Source organism: Streptomyces sp. LBL (assembly GCF_029893585.1).
In the GTDB taxonomy this organism is placed as follows: domain Bacteria; phylum Actinomycetota; class Actinomycetes; order Streptomycetales; family Streptomycetaceae; genus Streptomyces.
In genome coordinates this window covers 39709-56920 of the sequence record NZ_JARXYX010000039.1, presented here as the reverse complement: position 1 = coordinate 56920, position 17212 = coordinate 39709, and the positions used below count along the sequence as shown (strand labels likewise).

General features: G+C 69.2%; 20 protein-coding genes. 3 read left to right on the top strand and 17 right to left on the bottom strand.

Annotated features, from left to right (window positions below; all coding sequences use genetic code 11):
- The first annotated feature begins 45 nt into the window (after positions 1-45).
- The 3 genes from M2271_RS35930 to M2271_RS35920 all read left to right on the top strand — a co-directional run bounded on the left by M2271_RS35930 (position 46) and on the right by M2271_RS35920 (position 3119).
- Entirely contained in the window at positions 46-207 is a 162-nt protein-coding gene (locus M2271_RS35930; RefSeq protein WP_280891651.1) for a hypothetical protein, read from the top strand.
- Positions 204-1376 carry a tyrosine-type recombinase/integrase gene (locus M2271_RS35925; RefSeq protein WP_280891650.1) on the top strand — a complete coding sequence of 391 codons (1173 nt, stop codon included), beginning with the start codon at positions 204-206 and terminating at the stop codon, positions 1374-1376. Before M2271_RS35930 ends, M2271_RS35925 begins: the two co-directional genes overlap by 4 nt.
- 1419 nt (positions 1377-2795) lie before the next feature.
- On the top strand, positions 2796-3119 hold the full coding sequence (locus M2271_RS35920) for a trypco2 family protein (RefSeq protein ID WP_280891648.1): 324 nt from the start codon (positions 2796-2798) through the stop codon (positions 3117-3119).
- A gap of 1062 nt (positions 3120-4181) precedes the next feature.
- On the opposite strand, the gene M2271_RS35915 is transcribed toward M2271_RS35920, so the two are convergent.
- The 17 genes from M2271_RS35915 to M2271_RS35835 form a co-directional block, all read right to left on the bottom strand.
- Complete coding sequence (locus M2271_RS35915) at positions 4182-5978, bottom strand: hypothetical protein (RefSeq protein WP_280891647.1); 1797 nt, start codon at positions 5976-5978, stop codon at positions 4182-4184.
- Positions 5979-6264: 286 nt separating this feature from the next.
- A complete protein-coding gene (locus M2271_RS35910; protein ID WP_280891646.1) occupies positions 6265-6942 on the bottom strand; it encodes a hypothetical protein in 678 nt (225 codons plus the stop codon).
- A 345-nt stretch (positions 6943-7287) separates the two neighbouring features.
- Entirely contained in the window at positions 7288-7881 is a 594-nt protein-coding gene (locus tag M2271_RS35905) for a hypothetical protein (protein WP_280891645.1), read from the bottom strand.
- Between the two features lie 110 nt (positions 7882-7991).
- Entirely contained in the window at positions 7992-8252 is a 261-nt protein-coding gene (locus M2271_RS35900; protein ID WP_280891644.1) for a hypothetical protein, read from the bottom strand.
- Entirely contained in the window at positions 8249-8839 is a 591-nt protein-coding gene (locus tag M2271_RS35895; protein ID WP_280891643.1) for a hypothetical protein, read from the bottom strand. The genes M2271_RS35900 and M2271_RS35895 overlap by 4 nt, the downstream gene beginning before the upstream one ends.
- On the bottom strand, positions 8836-9192 hold the full coding sequence (locus tag M2271_RS35890) for an HNH endonuclease signature motif containing protein (RefSeq protein WP_280891642.1): 357 nt from the start codon (positions 9190-9192) through the stop codon (positions 8836-8838). The genes M2271_RS35895 and M2271_RS35890 overlap by 4 nt, the downstream gene beginning before the upstream one ends.
- A 100-nt stretch (positions 9193-9292) precedes the next feature.
- A complete protein-coding gene (locus M2271_RS35885; RefSeq protein ID WP_280891641.1) occupies positions 9293-9661 on the bottom strand; it encodes a hypothetical protein in 369 nt (122 codons plus the stop codon).
- 50 nt (positions 9662-9711) lie between these two features.
- Positions 9712-11193 (bottom strand): DNA methyltransferase, encoded by a 1482-nt coding sequence (locus tag M2271_RS35880; RefSeq protein ID WP_280891640.1) that lies wholly within the window; start codon positions 11191-11193, stop codon positions 9712-9714.
- On the bottom strand, positions 11151-12287 hold the full coding sequence (locus tag M2271_RS35875; RefSeq protein ID WP_280891638.1) for a hypothetical protein: 1137 nt from the start codon (positions 12285-12287) through the stop codon (positions 11151-11153). Before M2271_RS35875 ends, M2271_RS35880 begins: the two co-directional genes overlap by 43 nt.
- 130 nt (positions 12288-12417) lie before the next feature.
- Positions 12418-12891: a hypothetical protein gene (locus M2271_RS35870; RefSeq protein ID WP_280891637.1), complete on the bottom strand. Its 474-nt coding sequence runs from the start codon at positions 12889-12891 to the stop codon at positions 12418-12420.
- Positions 12892-13099: 208 nt separating this feature from the next.
- Entirely contained in the window at positions 13100-13450 is a 351-nt protein-coding gene (locus M2271_RS35865) for a hypothetical protein (RefSeq protein ID WP_280891636.1), read from the bottom strand.
- An 84-nt stretch (positions 13451-13534) separates the two neighbouring features.
- Complete coding sequence (locus tag M2271_RS35860; protein ID WP_280891635.1) at positions 13535-13891, bottom strand: hypothetical protein; 357 nt, start codon at positions 13889-13891, stop codon at positions 13535-13537.
- A gap of 232 nt (positions 13892-14123) precedes the next feature.
- Complete coding sequence (locus M2271_RS35855) at positions 14124-14444, bottom strand: hypothetical protein (RefSeq protein ID WP_280891634.1); 321 nt, start codon at positions 14442-14444, stop codon at positions 14124-14126.
- A gap of 155 nt (positions 14445-14599) precedes the next feature.
- Positions 14600-15088 carry a hypothetical protein gene (locus tag M2271_RS35850; protein ID WP_280891633.1) on the bottom strand — a complete coding sequence of 163 codons (489 nt, stop codon included), beginning with the start codon at positions 15086-15088 and terminating at the stop codon, positions 14600-14602.
- A complete protein-coding gene (locus M2271_RS35845; protein WP_280891632.1) occupies positions 15088-15453 on the bottom strand; it encodes a hypothetical protein in 366 nt (121 codons plus the stop codon). The genes M2271_RS35850 and M2271_RS35845 overlap by 1 nt, the downstream gene beginning before the upstream one ends.
- Positions 15450-15698: a hypothetical protein gene (locus tag M2271_RS35840; protein WP_280891631.1), complete on the bottom strand. Its 249-nt coding sequence runs from the start codon at positions 15696-15698 to the stop codon at positions 15450-15452. Before M2271_RS35840 ends, M2271_RS35845 begins: the two co-directional genes overlap by 4 nt.
- 88 nt (positions 15699-15786) lie before the next feature.
- Positions 15787-17109, bottom strand: coding sequence for a DNA cytosine methyltransferase (locus tag M2271_RS35835; RefSeq protein WP_280891630.1), 1323 nt, complete (start codon positions 17107-17109; stop codon positions 15787-15789).
- Positions 17110-17212: the final 103 nt, after the last annotated feature.

Below are 17212 nucleotides of genomic sequence, written 5' to 3'. Positions count from 1 at the left end.
GCCCATACGGCGAGCGCCGGATCCCGAGCACCCCAAGGCGCAGCAATGACGGGGTCCAACCGCGACCATCGTCGGATCACCGTGCTGTTCGGCCGCGAGTACGAATGGCGCTGGGAGGACAGCCGTCTGGCCCTGGCGCCGAACATCTGGCAGTTCACCGAGCGCGGGACACGCGGCCGGAGTATCAGGCATTGGATCAACCTGTGAGTGTCGACGCTGCAGACGAGGAGATCGTCGACGCCGAGATCGTCGAGGACGGGGAGCTGGTGCGCGCCGCGCCAGCTCCCCGCCCGCTCGTCAACGAGCACACGGTGTTGATGCCCGGCGAGTCCATCCCAACCAGCGAGGACCCGCGCACGACGTACACAGAGCGGGACCTGTACGTCAGCGAGGAGACCGCCCAGGCCCTCAAGGAGGCGAAGGAGGAGGGATCGCCCCAGCGCCGTACCGCCATGGGGCTGTTCGAAGCGTGGTGTGCAGCGCAGGGGCGGGTGGCGGAGCCGTGCACAACGGCGACGTACACCGAGTACGGCCGTCACCTGATGGCGAGAGGGCTCAAGGTCACCACGATCCGGCACTACATGTCGCTGATCCGGACGTCCATGCCGCCCGGGAAGAAGCCGGACAACAGCCTGTTCCTGCTGCTCCTGACGCAGTACCGGAAGAAGAACAAGCGGGCACTGCGCAGGAAGGAAGCGTTCCCCATCACGCTGCCGTACCTGGTCCCGATGATGGAGAAGGCGGAGACTGACGACCGATCGATCGGCTGGCGCGACTCGGCGATGTTCGCCTTCGGGTACCGGTTCCTCGGCCGAAGCGTCGAGGACGTCGACCTGGAGCTCGAGGACGTGACCATCCTCGACGACCGGGTGTTGGTGTGGCTCGCCGAGGACAAAACCCACAAGGGCGAGGAACAGACGCTCGTCCTTCATGATCGGCCGGACCTCAACCTGGTCTTCCGGTTGCGTCGCTGGGTTGGCTACCTCGCCGAGCAGGGCATCACAACCGGCCCCATGTTCCGGGAGGTCCTACGGAGCGGCAAGGTGGCCTCGCCGGAGACCCGGGCGAGGCGGGGGGCCACCAAGCGCGGTGCCTACCTGCGTCCGCAGACCGTCAATGAGCGCGTGAAGCTGTGGTTCGCGGCGGCCGGGCTCAAGACCGACGGCCGCCCCGTGTCCTCGCACAGTCTTCGCGCCGGCGGCGCCACAGACCTCGGTATGAACGGCGCGACGGACGAAGAACTCGAAGAAGCCGGGCGATGGAAGAAGGGCTCACGCATCCCTCGGGAGAGGTACGTGCGCCCGACCAAGGACGCCAACAAGGACCCGTTTAAGAAGGTCCCGGTGCACAACCCGGAGGCTCAGGCGCAGGAGTGATCCGCCCGTCCCGAAGGGCCCCGGTGTCGGGGAACAGCGGTACAGCGTATGGCGGTAGCGCGTATTCCGGTTTGAACTGGCGGAGGGGAGCGTACGGCGCTGTCGCAGTACAACCGGCATGTACTGCGGCAGCCTTGCCCAGGAGGGTTCGAGCCGGGGCGCGCGTGCGGCGCTATTTATGCCTGCTCGAACCCACTCGGTTCGACCGGCGCCGGTACTGTCCCAGGGAGGGTCTGAAGGAGTGGAGCCTGCAGTTCACTCTCCAGACGGCAGAGTGCCACGGCGTATACGACTCCCGCCGTTACCGGCAGCCAGTGCCTGGTGGCAATGAGCCCCGCAACCAGGGGGTTCGTGGTGATGCCACCCACTGTGCAGATGACGGTCTCCCCGATTTCGGCGAGATGCGCCAACTGTTCCTCGCTCAGGGCAAAGCAGTTGAGTCCACTGGGGCCGCACGCGACCGTTGCCTCCAGGGCGGATAGAGGAGCAGATCGCCTGACCGCAATGTGCCAACACCACTGAACAGCACTGTCCGTACGGTCATCACAGGACCAGTACCGCATCCCCCGTCGGTACCGGGCCCTTCGTGCGCCTGCTGGTGGATCAGGGCGCGCTCTTCCGCTGCTGGGCGGCCATGGCACGGCGCACGATCTGGATGCGCCTGGTGCGGCACTTCCGAGAGAGTGTCTCCGCCGCCCGGTTTCCGGACGGTGCACAGGGCGCCTGGCACCGCCCTGCAGCGGGGGCAAGTGACCTTAGACCATTGATCCTTGCCGACAGCGCGCGTGTTCGGGTTCTTGTACGGGTTTCCACGGCCTCCGCGGCTACGCGGGAGCGTCGACGCAGGATCGGGCTTCGTAGTCACCTTCGGGGGTTCCTGCTCGGGGCATGTCCCCTTCGGGTGGATCGGCTTGCCCTGGGTCTTGTACTCGTTGCTGGTGGCCACTTGTCCCTTGATGGCGTACCCGCAGAACGCGCAGGTGAAGGGGCCCCGAGGGCGGGATCGTTGAGGCGACCTTGTGATGGCCTTCTTCGGCTTCATGGCCGGCACAGTTTCCGCTGTCCCGTCGGCCCGGGTGACCGTGACGTCCAAGGCGGGCGGCGTGGTGTATGAGGGGAGACGGGGCGTGGCTGTGTAGGCCTGGCCCTTGGCGCCACCCGCTTACGGTGCTTCATGAGGCAGCAGCGATCTCTTCAGCCTGCGTGGTCGTGCTGAATCCGCTCCTCCTGAGCGCGGCCGGCGCTGGTGGCGGCCTGCTCGAGCGCATCGAGGAACGGATCGTGCGCGGCGTCGAGGGCCACGTCCCGCATGAACTCGTCGACTGTCTTTCAGCGGCGGCCGCGGCGAGCTGTATTCGGTCCATCCGCATCCATCGGTGTTGACTGGCAAGGTCCGCATGGGAGGCGTACGCTCGATATATGGCAAACAAAGAGGAAGTCGAAGCCAACGATTCAGAGTTGGGCTACGGTCTGCCTGATGTTTTCCAGGCTTTGCGAGGCGACCTCCTCAAGGCGAAGCAGTACCTGATGGATTCTGATGGCGACCCCATTATGAAGCTTGCGGGCGCTGAGGTAGAAATAGCCTTCACGGTCGAACGCAGAAAAAAGGGGGAGAGTGGCTTGAATCTAAGGGCGTTCGGGGTGGGGTTCGGGGCAGAGGTGGGGTTGGAGCATGGGGACTCCACGGTGCATAGAATCAAGATTAATCTCGATTCGGCTGGCGACTTCGACGTCTTGGAGTAACCAACTTCTTTACCTCTTGGGTAGGTTGATGGAGGCGCAATGAGTGATTTCTGGCGAGGGTCATCCTGGGGTGAGGCTAGGCCTGAGCGGCTGAGTAGTGACGACCTGCTAGAGCTGGCCAAGATGTTCGAGTACTGGGCTGGAGCGAACCCGCGTGCAGACGCCCCAGTCCTCTTGGTCGAGCCCTCCGGTGATTCCTCTCAAGAGGACGCAAGCGGCCTCACTCCACGGCACCTCGCACAAGCGCTCACCGACGAGTCTTCACCGTGGCACGGTGAAGTGGTGCGCTTGTTCTCTGTAGGGCTGTGCGGCTTTGAGTCGGGTCTGCCTGAGGCGCTCCATCAGCTTAGCGCGTCTCTCTCTCAAGACGTAGACGCCTGGCGTAAGGGCTAGAGGGGACAACTATGGCTACCTGCCTATTTATTGCGCCTGGCGACTCGGGGCGGGCTCGCGATATCGCACCGCTGGCCTACGCTCTGAGAAGCTACTGCAGTACCCGTCACAATGCGACAGTTCTCGACGGTGCAATGGCAAGCCGTTCCGAGGTGGATGAGGCCTTGCTGAAGCACGACATAGTGTTCTATCTAGGTCACGGAGAAAAGAATTCGCTTGGTCATAAACGGCCACCGCAGAGGCTGATTGACACGGAGAATGTTGCGAACGTCAGCTCTGTGCTGATCGCGCTCGCTTGTAATTCGGGGGCCGAGCTTGGGCCTCAAAGTTTTCACGGTTGCTTGAATCGGGTATTTCTGGGCTTCAATGAGAAGCTATTCCATCCTCCGCGTGTTGCTGAGCCAATGAACATGATGTATGAGCTATGTCTTTCTGGGTTTCTGCATGGTATTACGCTAGGTCATACTGCAGATTCGTTGCAGCGAGGGTTTCGAAAAGTTGCAGAAACCTACTTGATGCACGGGTCGGAGTATAGGTTGAGTCAAGGCGAGAGATCTCTCTATTTCTTCGCTTCTCGCAGTAACAGTGACGCGCTCGCGTCTTTTGGAAATGCTGGGATCTCGATCTAGCGCTGAGCTGCACCAATTGCGGTCGTATCTGGGGAGACAACTAGCTGAGCAGGCCGCGGCGGCGTGGCTGGTTTAGCGGCTCCGGCTCGTACACGGCCAGAAGGGCGGCTTCGGCCCGGTCCGGACTCTTCATACCGCGGCTCTTCATGGTCTTCTTCGACTCGATGATGCTGTACCCCGCGGTGTTGGACCCGAGCTTGGGCGTGGAGAGCTGGATACCAGCCTGTCGGTCGACACGGAGACGCAGCCGACCGGTACCGGTCGACGGGTCCGGCTGGAGTAGCGCCCGGGTGGCGAGCCACATTTCATCGCGCTTGCGGTACGGGCGCATGACTGCGCCCGGGTCGTCCTGGGTGGGCGACTCGGAGACCATGACGCCGACGATCTGTGCCTGGTGGGTGCCGTTCTCCGCCCAGACCTCCAGCATGCTGGTGGCGCCGTGGCCGATGCCGTTCTTGTCGATCTTCACGCGGACGGGATGCGGGGAGTTCAGGGCTACCGCGAGGCGCTGCGCTGCGCGGATCTCCTCGAGGACCTTCTCCGCGACCTTCACCTGGTTGTCGTTGGCCGTGCCGGAGGAGGCGTGCCGTATCTCGACTGCGTCTCCCACGCACCGGTAGATCGTGAATTCGTCGCCTCCGTCGGCGGCGACGTCGACGCCAAGTCTGATCCACGCCCCCTCCTTCACGGTGTGCTTGGCGGTCTCGCCCTCCAGGCCGAGGTCGCACAGGCGGTGCCAGCCGGGCCCGGTGGGGTCGTCGCTGTTCTGGGCGTCCTCGACCCAGGTCACGGGTATCGCGAGGCCGCCGCCGCCCTTGGGGAACTTGGCGTGCACCTTCGCGATGACGTACGGGTGATCCTCGCCATACTCGCGGATTGTGCGATCCACCCACTCCTGGTCTGGGAGGTGGATCGCGAGGGAGTGCGGGGGCACGCCGTCGGGGCAGTCGTTGCAGTACGGGACCCGCTCGCGGGTGATGGCGGGGGAGTCGAAGGTCGCGATGGGAATGGTGACCGTTCCCTGCTCCTCGGGGTCCTCGCCCTCCTCGCACAGCGTCTCGAACCAGCTCCGCGGGTCATCCATCGCGGGGTTGCCGATGGCCAACATCCTCGCGTCGCCGGTGAGGAGGTTGTTTGTGCCGTTGCCGATGGTGCGGGCGATACCGCCGGCCTCGTCGACGACGATGAGCAGCTTGGGCGTTCCGTGGATGCCCTGCATGGCCGCTTCGTCGTTCTCGGGCGCGGTGAAGCCGTACGCCACGATGACGTCATTGCCCCACTGATCAGGGATTTTCCACTGAGTGGTGTCGCAGTAGCCGGGCAGACCGGCGCGTGCGACGGTCTTCCTGATGTGGGGCCAGAGCTGATTTCTGACCTGCCGGAAACGGGTCGCCGTGGTGACGATGACCATGGTCCCGGGCGCGTTGACGGCTCCGGCCCAGGCGACGAGCCGACCGGCAATCCACGTCTTGCCGACGCCGAAGCCGGCCGGGACGGCGATGCGCTTCTTGAAGGGGACGGCGTCGACGATGTCGCGCTGACGGCTCCAAATGCTCTCCCCCAGGACGTCCTCGATAAAGCCGCTCGGGGTGTCGTGCCAGAGCCCGTACATCGAGCCGGTGGCCCGTTCGACCTCCCGCATGACGTGGGGCCGCTCCCGGGCGCTGATGTCGTGCTTGAAGGCGCGGCGGCGGGCGGCCGCGGGGGCGCGGAGGAAGAGGTCGGCGACGTTGGAGGCGTCGCGGGAGATGACGCCGGGCTGACGTCCGTTGCGCAGCTCTCGGGCTGGTGGGACCACGCGGGGGCGTGCGGGAGGCGAGAGCTGCTTGCGGGACATGGCGGGAAAGGTGCCGCCCGCAGGGGCCTAGTGTCGCGGCCTGGCCGGGGCCCATGCCCAGACCGCCGGCCAGGCCGCGGGATTCCGGCATCGACCAGACGACGCGCACCCGAGGAGTCAACGGGCTGGTGGGTCGGTGCCGGAAGTCTTGCCGGGGTGCGGACCCTGCACCGGGGAGGTGGAGCAGGGGCCGCACCCCGGCCGGGGGCGGCCGGAGTGCTTTCCCCGGGGGAGTTGGGGTCAGAGAGCCAGCCGCACCCTGTAGTACGTCAGGGGCCGGATTCTGTTACGCCTTGTCGACGGTGGGCGGCCGCCTGGTCCAGAACTCCATCCGGATGTCGTCGAACGCGGAGCGCGGGCGCATGAGGCTGTCCAGGTCGACGCTGATGGGGCGGGAGTCGAAGGTCCATGGGCCGCGGGGCGCGGTGTCATCGACGACGTCGAGATCGATGCCCGCGGTCAGGAACACGCCGATCTTGTCGGCGATGGCTTCCTGTAGCAGGCGGGTCTTCTCCTCCTTGCCCAGCGGCACGCCCTGCGGGCGAGTGTCGAGAGGGATGGTTCTGAGCGCGACCAGGCCACCGCGCTCGCTGTTCGGCGTCGAGGCGTCCAGACGCCTGCCCATGTGTTCGAGGAGGGCGAAGATCGCGGCGACGGCCGAGCAGCCGGGGCAGGCGCAGTTCCCGCCGTCGTCTGCGGCGGCCGCGGTGCCCTCGGCGGTCGGCCTGCTGGCTTCGGCAGTCTTGTTGAGGCTGACGAGCAGGTCCTGCTCCTCCTCGGCCGCTCGTATCGCCTGCCGGAAGATTTCCATCTCTGCCTCGACCACGGCGCGTTCCTCCGGGGTGAGTTGGAACCACGGGGTGGACACCTGGCCCGTAGCGTTTTTGAGGAAGGTACGGCGGGCCTCGTAGAAGTGGCGGGTCAGGTTCGGCGGGAGCATCGTCCGAGGGATTCGCGTCGTCATGCCGGGGGGAACGCCGGCCGGCCGGATTCTGTGACACCCCGCGCTTCGTCGTCCTCTCGCTGCCGCTGTGCTGGTGGTCGGTTCGAGGTTCCTGGACGCCGATGCGCGCCGATGCCTGAGCGAAGCGAAGGCATCGGAACTCTTACTTCATTGTGGTGCTTGATCTTGTTACTAAAGGCGCCTGATCTAGCGGCACCCGGTCCCCCGGCGGCCCGTTCACCGGAAGCCGGATTTTCAGGCACCGGTGACCGGGGCCTGATATTCAGGCCCCGGTCTGACCTGCGAGGCAAAGGGAAGACCGGCCCCGAAGGTGCTCGGGACCGGTCCGGGTGCGTGCGGTTGGCGTCAGTAGCCGCGGCGCCGGCGGGCTGCCTGTACCTGCTGCCAGATCAGCTTCCGGGACACTCCGGCGTGCTCGGCCATCTCGACGTGCGTACGGTCGGCCTCGTGCAGCGCCAGGGCCGCATCCTGCATCCAGCGGACGGCGGTGGCACGACGAGCCTTGGCTGCCTCGATGACTTCCCCGGTCGAGCGCAAGGTGTCCCCGGGCGTCTCCGTGACGTGGGGGACATTGTGATCGAGGGCGATGCGGGTCATCTCCTCCTCGGTCATCCGAGGCGGCAGCGGCTTCTTCGGATCGTCGTAGACGGCCTGACTCAGGATCTCGCGCACGGCGTTCTTGGTGAGGCCGGCCAACTGCCCGAGGTGGTGACCCTCGTAGTGGTCGTAGAGGTACAGACTCGCCAGGGCCCCGTTCCGGTCGCCGGCGTGCAGGGCGATCTCCGCGTCTGCCTGGCGGATGATGTGCGCTGCCAGTTCGAGACGGTCATCCATGCGTTTCAGCTTGCGAAGCTGCTCGTCGACGTCGTCCGCCGCTGCCTTGCGGATGTCGTCGTACTTCGGGACGGCCAGGTCGAGCTTGTTGGCGATGCGGGGCATGTTGGGTCGTTTCCCATCTCAAGCTGTGGCGCCTTTGCTGGCTCGGCGCCAACTGGGATAGCCCCACGTCGGTGCACAGCCCAAAATAGTACAGCCGCGAGACTCCCGTGTCAGGTGGGCACGCGGCGCACGGGCACTGACCTGCACCGGAGCACAGCGAGTGCCACGCCGCCGACGATCAGGACCCGGCCCTGACCGTCCCGGGCCCAGGTCTGGCCGGGAGCTGGGTCGCGGGGGGTGTCCGTGATCGCGATCCGGCCGACGCCGAAGTACGGGCCGTGGGGGAGGCGGACGGCCAACAGCAGCACCGGCCCGAGACGCAGCCCGCGCGGCCGCCGTACGCGGGTCTTCACCGTGATCTGGGGACTCACCGGGCGCCGTCCTTCCGCAGGGCCTCGCGCTCGGCCGCCCGGTGCTGGAAGTCGGCCCACTCGCCCCGCGGGAGCAGCGCGCACACGATCAGCGCCAGACGACCGACGACGACCTGCAGGCCGTTCCTCTTGGCGTCGGCTCCCGGCCCGTACCGGGCGAAGCCGACCGCGAAGAACGCCGGGTAGTTGTCCCGCCGGACGAGGAACACCCCGGCGGTGAACCGGCCGACGTCGACGAAGTGCGCCTGCCGGATGGACGTGAACAGCTCCAGCACGAGGAACACGGCGGCCGCGGTCAGGGACCAGCACCACCCCAGCGCCAGAGCGATCAGCACGGACACCGTCCACTCGCCGGCGCGGTACTGCCGCTGCGGCGTCCAGAACGGCGACCGGAAGCGCACGGTGCCGGGAAGCGTCTGGTACCCGAAGATGCTGGTGGCGCCGTCCTCCCACGAGTAGTGCATGGTCGACTGCTCGGAGTACGAGGCCCGGTGCGGCCCGTCGTGGTCGACGAGCCGCTGGCACCGCCAGCCCTGGGAGCCGACGAGCGCCGCCGGGACCGCGGGGCACTGGCGACGGCGCCTCATCGGGCGGCCGCCACGGTCGTGGAGCGGACCCCGTCGGGCGTGAGCCGGTACTCACTGCCGTCGGCGTAGCGCACCAGGACCTCGCCGGGGAGCTGCGGCCGGCGCACCTTCCACCCGGCCTCGTACGACTCCCGCGGGTTGTCCTCGAACCAGCCGTTGCACACGGTGCACGCAGTCAGGAGGTTGTGGGCCTGGTTGATCCACGGCTCACGCGCCCCGCCCATGCCCCTGTTCACGCGGTGGTGGACGGTCAGGGAGTCACGAGCCCCACAGCGCACGCAAGCGCCGCCGTCCCGGTCAAAGACGATGGCCTTCACCACATCGGTGGGCGCGGTTCGCCGTCGTGCCTTCACAGCACTGGTCTCCTGCCTGCCCCGGGTGCCGGGCCGCGTCGTTCACGGCCCTGGTGGGCGCGCCCGGGGCGAGGCGGCGAGAGTGAACGGCGGCCGACGCTTACGTCGCGTCCGCTGCTCGGCGCCACCCCGCGGCGGTGCAGGCTGGGCACGGCCGTTGCAGGTGCGCCGTCACCGCCTCGTCCCAGCGGCGGGTCTCCCAGCGGAGTTCAGCGGTGTACCGCGGGACGGCCAGGGCGATCCCGCGCCGGGACGGCGGGATGGCCGGGCAGTAGTACGAGACCGGGCGCCCGTTGGCCGTGGCGACCGCGCGCAGGACCCGCTTCCACAGGCCCGGCGGCCGGTTGCCCACGGCCCCGTAGTAGGCATCCCGGGTCTGCGCCACGGCCGTGAGCGTCAGCCGCACCGGCAGGCCGACGGTGTACCAGGTGCGGATCGTGACGCCGCGGTCGGTGATCCTCTGGAACATGAGGTGCACCCCACCGGGGAGGCGGACGGTTTCGAAGGACCTCAGCAGCATCAGGCACCCCCAGCGGTGTCGCGGCGCAGCCGCAGTCGGCACAGCTCGGCGTACGCGGCCTTCGCCTCCACGCCCACGGAGTGGAAGCCCTCCAGCCGGGCGGCCTCCAGCGTCGTGCCCGTCCCGGCGAACGGGTCCAGGACGAGTCCGCCGGGCGCAGTGAGCAGCCGGACCAGCCACCGCATAAGTGCGACCGGCTTCACCGTGGGGTGCACCGTGCCGTCCGGCAGGCGCGGCCGCTCGCTGGTCGGGGCCTTGGCCTGGTAGCGGAACGCCGGGTAGAAGCGGGACGCGCCGCCGGAGTCCGCGCCGCGCACGACCTTGCACGCGGCCTGTCCCTGGAAGTCGCCGTAGACGTCGCGGAACTTGTCGGCGTTCCGGCGTCGCGGGTTCGCCCCGGAAGTGAGTAGCCCCGACTGGCGGTCGAGCTCGGCGACCGGGCACCCCTCCGCGCAGCCGTTCGCGCATCCGTCGACGAGCCATCCCGCCTCGTCGACGGCCCACGCGTGGGACAGCAGGACGTTGGTCGGCCAGCGTCCCGCCGGGTCGTCGGGCGGGGTCCGGCACGCCGCGGTGTTCATCGCCCCCGTGCCGTACGCCAGCACGTTGGAGGCGACTGTGCCCTCGAGCGGCTTCCGCGCCAGCACGATCGGTTCGTGGCCGGGCTTGAGGGCGGTGTTCCAGCCGTCCCAGCGCGCGGCCTCGGCGGTCGCCGGGGCGGTCATGTCGAACGTGTCGGACCGGAGCTGTGGGAACACCCCGGAGCCGTTGCGGGCCCGATGCCCCTTGCCGATGGCCTCCCGGTCCTCCCACGCCTCCCCGGGCGCGTTCTTCCGCCCGTTCAGTTCGTGCACCAGGTCCTCGAGCGCCGCCGGGGCCTCGAACCCCATCTCTGCCTTGAGCCGCTGCCACTGCTCGACGGTCGGCACCGCGGCGGACTTCGTCTGTGTCGTCCAGTGCTGCGCCATGCCGTTGAAGCCGAACCGGGCGTCGATCTGCGGGTTCGTCCACCCGGCGGCGTCGCGGAGCTTGGCGAACTCGGCGGTGAACCGGCGGCGCGCGGGGTGGTCGTCGCGGCGCCGGTCGATGAGCTTGCCGACGTCCTGCCCCTTGGGGAAACCCGTGCCGTACAGCCAGTGCAGGGAGTCACGGATCTCGAATCCGGCGTCCTCCACCGCCACGGCCATCCGGTGGTAGGTGCGGGTCGCGCCGAACGCGGCCAGGTGCCCGCCCGGCTTGAGCACACGCAGGCACTCCGCCCACAGGTCCACGCTGTACGCGATGCCGGAGGCGTCCCACGACTTCCCGAGGAACCCCAGCTCGTACGGCGGATCGGTCACGATCGCGTCCACCGACGCATCGGGGAGGGTCGGGAGAAGATCGAGGGAGTTCGCGCAGTACACGACCGGCTCAGGGCCCGTCAGCTCCTCCACGGGTATCAGGGATTCCTGCCCTGCGGGGGCGAGGTTCGTTGCCGCCACGGGGTCTCCGTCCTGCCCCGCGCGTCGGGCCGGCCGGGAGCGGCGGCCGCGGGAGAACGGCGGGAGCGAGCCAGGACCATGAGCCGCCGGGGATGCTTACGTCGCGTGCAAGCCGTCTCGCGCCCCGGGGAACCGGGCATGGATGCGGGTGACGACGAGCGGGTTCGTCGGCCCGTACAGGCGATCTGGCGGGCTGCCCACGGCGTGTCCGGCAGGTGCACGGCCGGGGAGTGGACGCCGTGGTCGGCAGGGCAGGACGTGCACGGCCCCAGTTCTTCGCCGGTGACCGAAGGGAGATCGGACACGGCCGTGGGGACGGTGCGGCTGGAGGCCCGCTGCGCCAGGTCCTCGAACCAGGTCCCCGAAGTTGTCTCCGGGACGCCGAGGGCGACGAGCCGGGCGCGGCCGTCGAGGACGTGGTCGACGGCCGCCCCCTGGACGGGGTGGAGGCGTCCGGCGTCGGTCGCAATGATCAGGGTGCCCGGCGGGCAGAGGCCGGCCAGGGCATGCTCGTCGTCCGGGGCGGTGCCCGTAGTCACGGAGAACACGGCCGGGACGCGCGGGAGCCCGGCCTGCTCGGCGAGGCGGGGCAGGTGACGGCGCGGGTGGTCGGCGACTTCCGCCGAGGGGCTGACGATCACGGACATGGCGGCGCCCTCGCGCCATACCGCGACGTGCCAGACCGCCAGGAGCGGCACCAGATGGCGGCGGGCGCCCGAGCCGAAGCAGGCCGGGGCAGCGACGCGCGGGTACTCCACCGTGGCGTCCAGCAGGGCGCGGAGCCGGGACCAGGTGCGCACAGCGAGGACGTCCTCGACGAACCCGGACGGAGTGTCAGCCCACAGGGCGTACGGGGTGCCGTGCCGCAGGTACGACAGGACCAGGAGGTCGACCACGATGTCGTCGTCGAGGATCGCAAGAGTCGCGCGCCGGTAGGCAGCGGGTAGCGTGGCCAGGCGCTCGTACTGATCGAGGCGGGCAATCCAGTTGGGAACGGCAGAGGTGCGGGTGCACAAACTGGAGTCGACGATGTTCCGGGCGCGGGCCGCGAGGCGGGCGATCCGGGTACGGGGCGGTGCGGCGGTCATGAGCATGGCCGCGGACCATAGGGGCGGGCGCCGATTGCGTCGCGTGCTACTTGCGCTACTCAGTCGTTGACCAGGTATGACCGATGGACTGGAGACGGCCACCGCTCCGGTGGTGGCCGATCTCCTCCTGCCGGTGTCAGGCTGTGCGGTGCTCGGCGAGTGACCGCTCGAGAGCGTCGAGGATCGTCACGATGTCGTCGATCTTCACATAGGAGATCGCGAATGACGTGAGGCCGCCATCGAGGACGTCGACGTAGTACTCGGCGTACGTCTGCTCGTCTTCGTAGCTGTACTGGCCGGGCTCGGCCTGGGCGAACCCTCCGGGCCCCTCATCGAACCAGTTGGCGCCCCAGACCTCCGCCATGGCCTGGCCGAGGGCCTCCTTCGGGACGTCCTCGCACTCGATCGTGGCGCGCCCGTGGTCGTCGAGGCAAGCCTTCCCCGATCCCTCTCCGGGCTTGTTCCAGCGCAGGGTGGGGCCGAAGCACTGACATCTGTCGGCGGGGGTCAGGGCGGGGAATGCCGCGGTGAACGCTTCCTGCGCGGCGAGCTGCTGGTCGTCCCAGGTCATGCGCCAGTTGTCGAGTGCCTGCGTCACGTGCGGTCGCACGCTGCTCCCTTCCGCCCGCGGCGCGCGGCCACCGGGTGGCGGCCGAGGGACACGGCGCGGGCAAAGGGCGCACCCTGCACGTGGCGGAAGCCTTGCGTCCGCTGCAGAGTTACCGGCCGGTCAGCCGGCTGCCATCCGGGCCCACGCCGCGAAACGACTGCGCCCCGGCCGGGGAGTCGTTCAGCCAGGTCGCAGCGCGCGGGATGGGTCAGGCCTCGATGCCGCCGGTGCCCCTCGAGCACTCGGGGTCGAAGATGTTGCACTCGCCGCCGGGCGGGTCCGACGGCATGGGCGCAGTCGGCAACGGGGTCGGCCGCGGCGATTCGCTGGTGGGTGGAGCGCTAGGCGACGGGTCCGCGGGCGCCGTGGTCGACGGGGCGGGCGTCGGGCCGCTCGAGGTGTCGCGGTTCTGCACGACGACGACCGCGAGCACGGCCACGACCAGGACCAGGGCGAGGCCCCAGCAGACGACCATCACGCGCAGCAGGCGCGCGCACCGCGGGCAGGGGGTCTCTCGAGAGCAGGGAGCGTGCTTGGCACAGGAGACAGGGTCGGACACAGGTGATCCTCCGGTACGGGAACTGGGCGACCGGACCATGTCGGCCCCGGGCGCCTTACGTCGAGTGCTGCCGTCCTGGGACCGTTACCGTTTGCCCAGGGAGACGCGGGGCGGCGCGGCCGGAGCCTTCGGCGCGGCCGGGACCTTCGCGGCGGGCGCCTTCGGCTGAGCGGCGGGCTTACGTGCGGTGCTCGAGCCGCGCTCAGAATGGTTGGTACCAGCGGGCGCCGCGCCCGCAGAGCCGTACGGCAGGCACGTCACGGGGTCGACGGTGCCCACGACGCCGGGACAGTGGCGGGAACTGCTGTCGCTGTCGTCGGCGACGTCAGCGACCAGGAACGCGAACAGCACGACCAGGGCGCATGCGAACACGCCGACCGCGACGGCAATGATCAGGCGGGAGCGACGGTCGTTCGGCTGCTGCGGGAACTGGTTCTTCACGGCGGGGCCTTCCAGGCGGAGGTGTGAGGCCGCGGATCGTGGAGGCCGGGGACGTCTTGCGTCGCGCGGTGCCGAATCGGGTTGCCCGCCGGGGTCCCGGCCGGCCAGGCTGTGCCGGGCACGGCGCGCGCACCACTGGAGTGAGGCGGGGCGAGCCTGCGGGCCGCCACGATCACCGCCTCCGGTGCCACCGAGGGGTTCGAATCCCCTGCGAGCGCCGTGCCCTTCTCTTTCAGCCGCGGATCTCAATGTCCGCAGGCAGGAACAGGGCGCGGGCCTGGTGCTCTGCGCGGAGGAACAGCAAGACGTCCGAGTCGTCGAACGCGTACTGCTCGCACAGCTCACAGTCGCGGTGCGGCTCCGTCGGCACACCGCCGCGGTGCTCCCGCAGAACGTGCCGGGCGAACAGGCCGGAGCGCAGGTCGGTCAGCGGCACATCGAGGGTGAAGCACAGATTCGACAGCTCATGGGCGGCAACCACGCCCCGGTACATCCGGCAGCACTCGGCGCAGTCCGCCATCCAGTCCGGCACGTCGGGCCAGTCCATCCGCATGGGCCGACCGTATGGCCCGGCGCCAGGTCACGAGGGCGGCGGTCAACGGCCAGGGCCCGAACCACCTGATCAGGGCCACCCCCGGACAGATGCAATTGCAGTCCAGTCGGTGAGGCAGTCGAACGGCTTCTCCTCGGCGGACGGGGTGGGGGTGCTCATCCTTCGGAGCTTAGTTCGAGCCGCCAGGGGCGACGCCCGGCGTGGTCGGCGACGCGCACCACGCTGCCGTCTTGGCGGGAACACCACAGTTCCTCGCCGACGGCCTGGTCCGCGCAGTACGTCAGGCCGTCGGCGGTCCACTCGTAGTAGCCGCGGGGCCGGTCGCTCGCGACGAGGGCGGCGACGCCCAAGGCAGACCCCAGGTTGTCGTCCCGGTGGGTGCACCAGTGCATGTCTTCCCAGCGGGTGTCCAACAGGTCGCGACCCTGACCGAGGAACTCGTGCGTCCCGTCGGGCGTGTGGTGGACGACGAGGACTTCCCCGGGAGTGAACGGCCACCGGCGCGGCTCGCTCCAGTGCGGCGTGTACGTGCCCGTGATCACGAGGAAGCCGAGACGGCTCAGGGGAACGGTTTCCCGCTCGTTCAGGACGTAGAGGGCCTCGAGGGCGCTCACGCCCCGGTGGACGGCGAGACGGGGTTCCATCAGCGGGTCTCCTCGATGCGGTCGGACGGCGTGCGCTGTTCCGGCGCCGGCTGGTTGCGCATCGCAGCGTCGGCGCGCGCCAGGGCGCCGGACACGGCCTCGCCCGGCGGGGTCGGGTCGTGCACGGTGACGGCCGGGGCGAGGCGGGCCACCAGGGCGACGGCGAGACGGTGACGTAGTCCTCGTTCGTAGGCGGCGCGCATGGCCGGGTCGGCGGCGATGTGCTGCCAGACGGCGCGGTCGACCGGCTGTTGAACCGTGACGGTCTCTCCGTCCACGGTGACCGTCGCGGTGAGGACGACGAACGGGCCGAGCGCGTGGAAGAGTCCGCCGGTCGCGAAGGGCGACGGGTCGGGGGCGCTCATGCGCGGCGAGCCGTCGAACGGCGGCGGGGCGTGCCAGGGGCCCGGCGGTGGCGGCGGGGAGCCTGAGCCACCCAGTACGGCGCGCGCTGGCCCTCCTCGAGCCGCGCGGCGAGGAGACGGAACGCGGCGGCGGCCTCCCGGAACTGGTTGCCCGGGCAATACGTGTGCCAGCGCTGGAACGGGGTGATGGTCTCCCGGAGCTGGCGGCCGATGTCGAGGCGCGGGAGGGACGTCTGGTTGCTCATGCCGGGGGAACGTCGGGCGGCCCCGGGCTGTGACAGGGTCCGGGAACGACGGCGGCCCCCGCCCGGGTGGGCGGGGGCCGGGCGGCCATTAGGCGGCCGTGTCGAAGTCCTCGGCGTTGCCGGTCAGCTCGTCCATTCGGTAGAGCTGGAACAGGTAGTCGGCGGCCCGTGCGGTGCCGTCGACGCCGAAGAACTGGGCGAGCACCAACGCCGCCATGAGCGGGGGGACGACGTCGGCCTCCTGCTGGAACGCGCTGGTGCGGGATCCGAACCAGGGGTAGGAGGCGCGGAACCCGACGAGCGTTCCGGCCTCGTTCTGGGTGAGGCGCAGGCCGTCAGAGACCCGCTTCCAGGTGCGGGCCTTGCCGGTGAGGCAGTTGGACGGCTTGTCGGCGGAGAACTCGTTCCCGCCCTTGGGGCGGCCGGTGGCCGGGTCGAGCGGGCGGACGCCACGGGTGTTGATCCGCTCGCCTTCCTTCCAGCCGAGAGCCTGCGCCATCGTGGTCCGGCGGACGTTCTCGGCGGGCTCGGGCAGGTACGACAGGCGGCGGGAGGCCAGGAAGAACACCCGCTCGCGGCGGGAAGCGAGACCGAACTCGGAGGCTTCGAGGACGCCCTGGGTGCTCCAGTACCACTCTCCCTCTTCTTGGCCTCCGCGCAGCTCTAGGCGGATGTCGTCGAGGATCTGCTGAGGCAGTCGGCTGGACTGCTCCATCGCGATGAACTGGAGCGGCGCGCCCCCGGCCTGGAGCCCGAACGCCCAGAACAGCAGCTCGGCCATGAGGCCGATGCGGGCGTCGGTGAGCGGTGCGAGCTGGGCGCGCAGTTCGTCCCAGGTGACGCCGGAGCGCGGGGCGAACCCGTCGTGGTAGCCGAGTTCGTCGCAGGTGTCGCAGCCCTCACACCAGTCGTCGAGCTCGTTGCCGGGGAGGAACCCGCCCGCCTCGGAAGTCTGGGCGATGACCCTGCACAGGACGTCGATGTTGGCCTGTTCCTGCCCGGAGTGCTTCCCGGCGGGCGAGAAGCAGGGGCACGGCGGGGAGACGATGAGGCCGCGCACGTGGCGCAGGGCGTAGTGCTCGGGGTCCAGGGTGGTGATGTCGGCACAGATGCGGAAGTGCCCGGCGGCGGTGGCGGTGGCGCACGCATCCTTGGAGACGTCGATGCCGACGGCGTCCACGGCGACGCCGAGGACGGTGGCGATGCCCTCCGACCAACCACCGGGGCCCGCGAACAGCTCGACGATTCGGATCGGGTCGCCGGGGAGCGGGGCGAGCAGCCACTCCGCGGGCCACGGGGCGGCGGCCTCTTCGAGGATCGGGAGGACCTTGGCGGGGATGGGCCGACCGGCCTTACGGGCGAGCGTGGCGACGTGGACGGCGGTCTGAACCTTGGCTGGGAGGGTCCTCATTGCGGCGTTCCTTCGTTCGGGACTGTCGGCGGCTGCTCTCCGCCAACACCCCATATAGTACAGCAATGAGACGAATGGAAGGGGTGGTCAGGGAAAAAGGTCC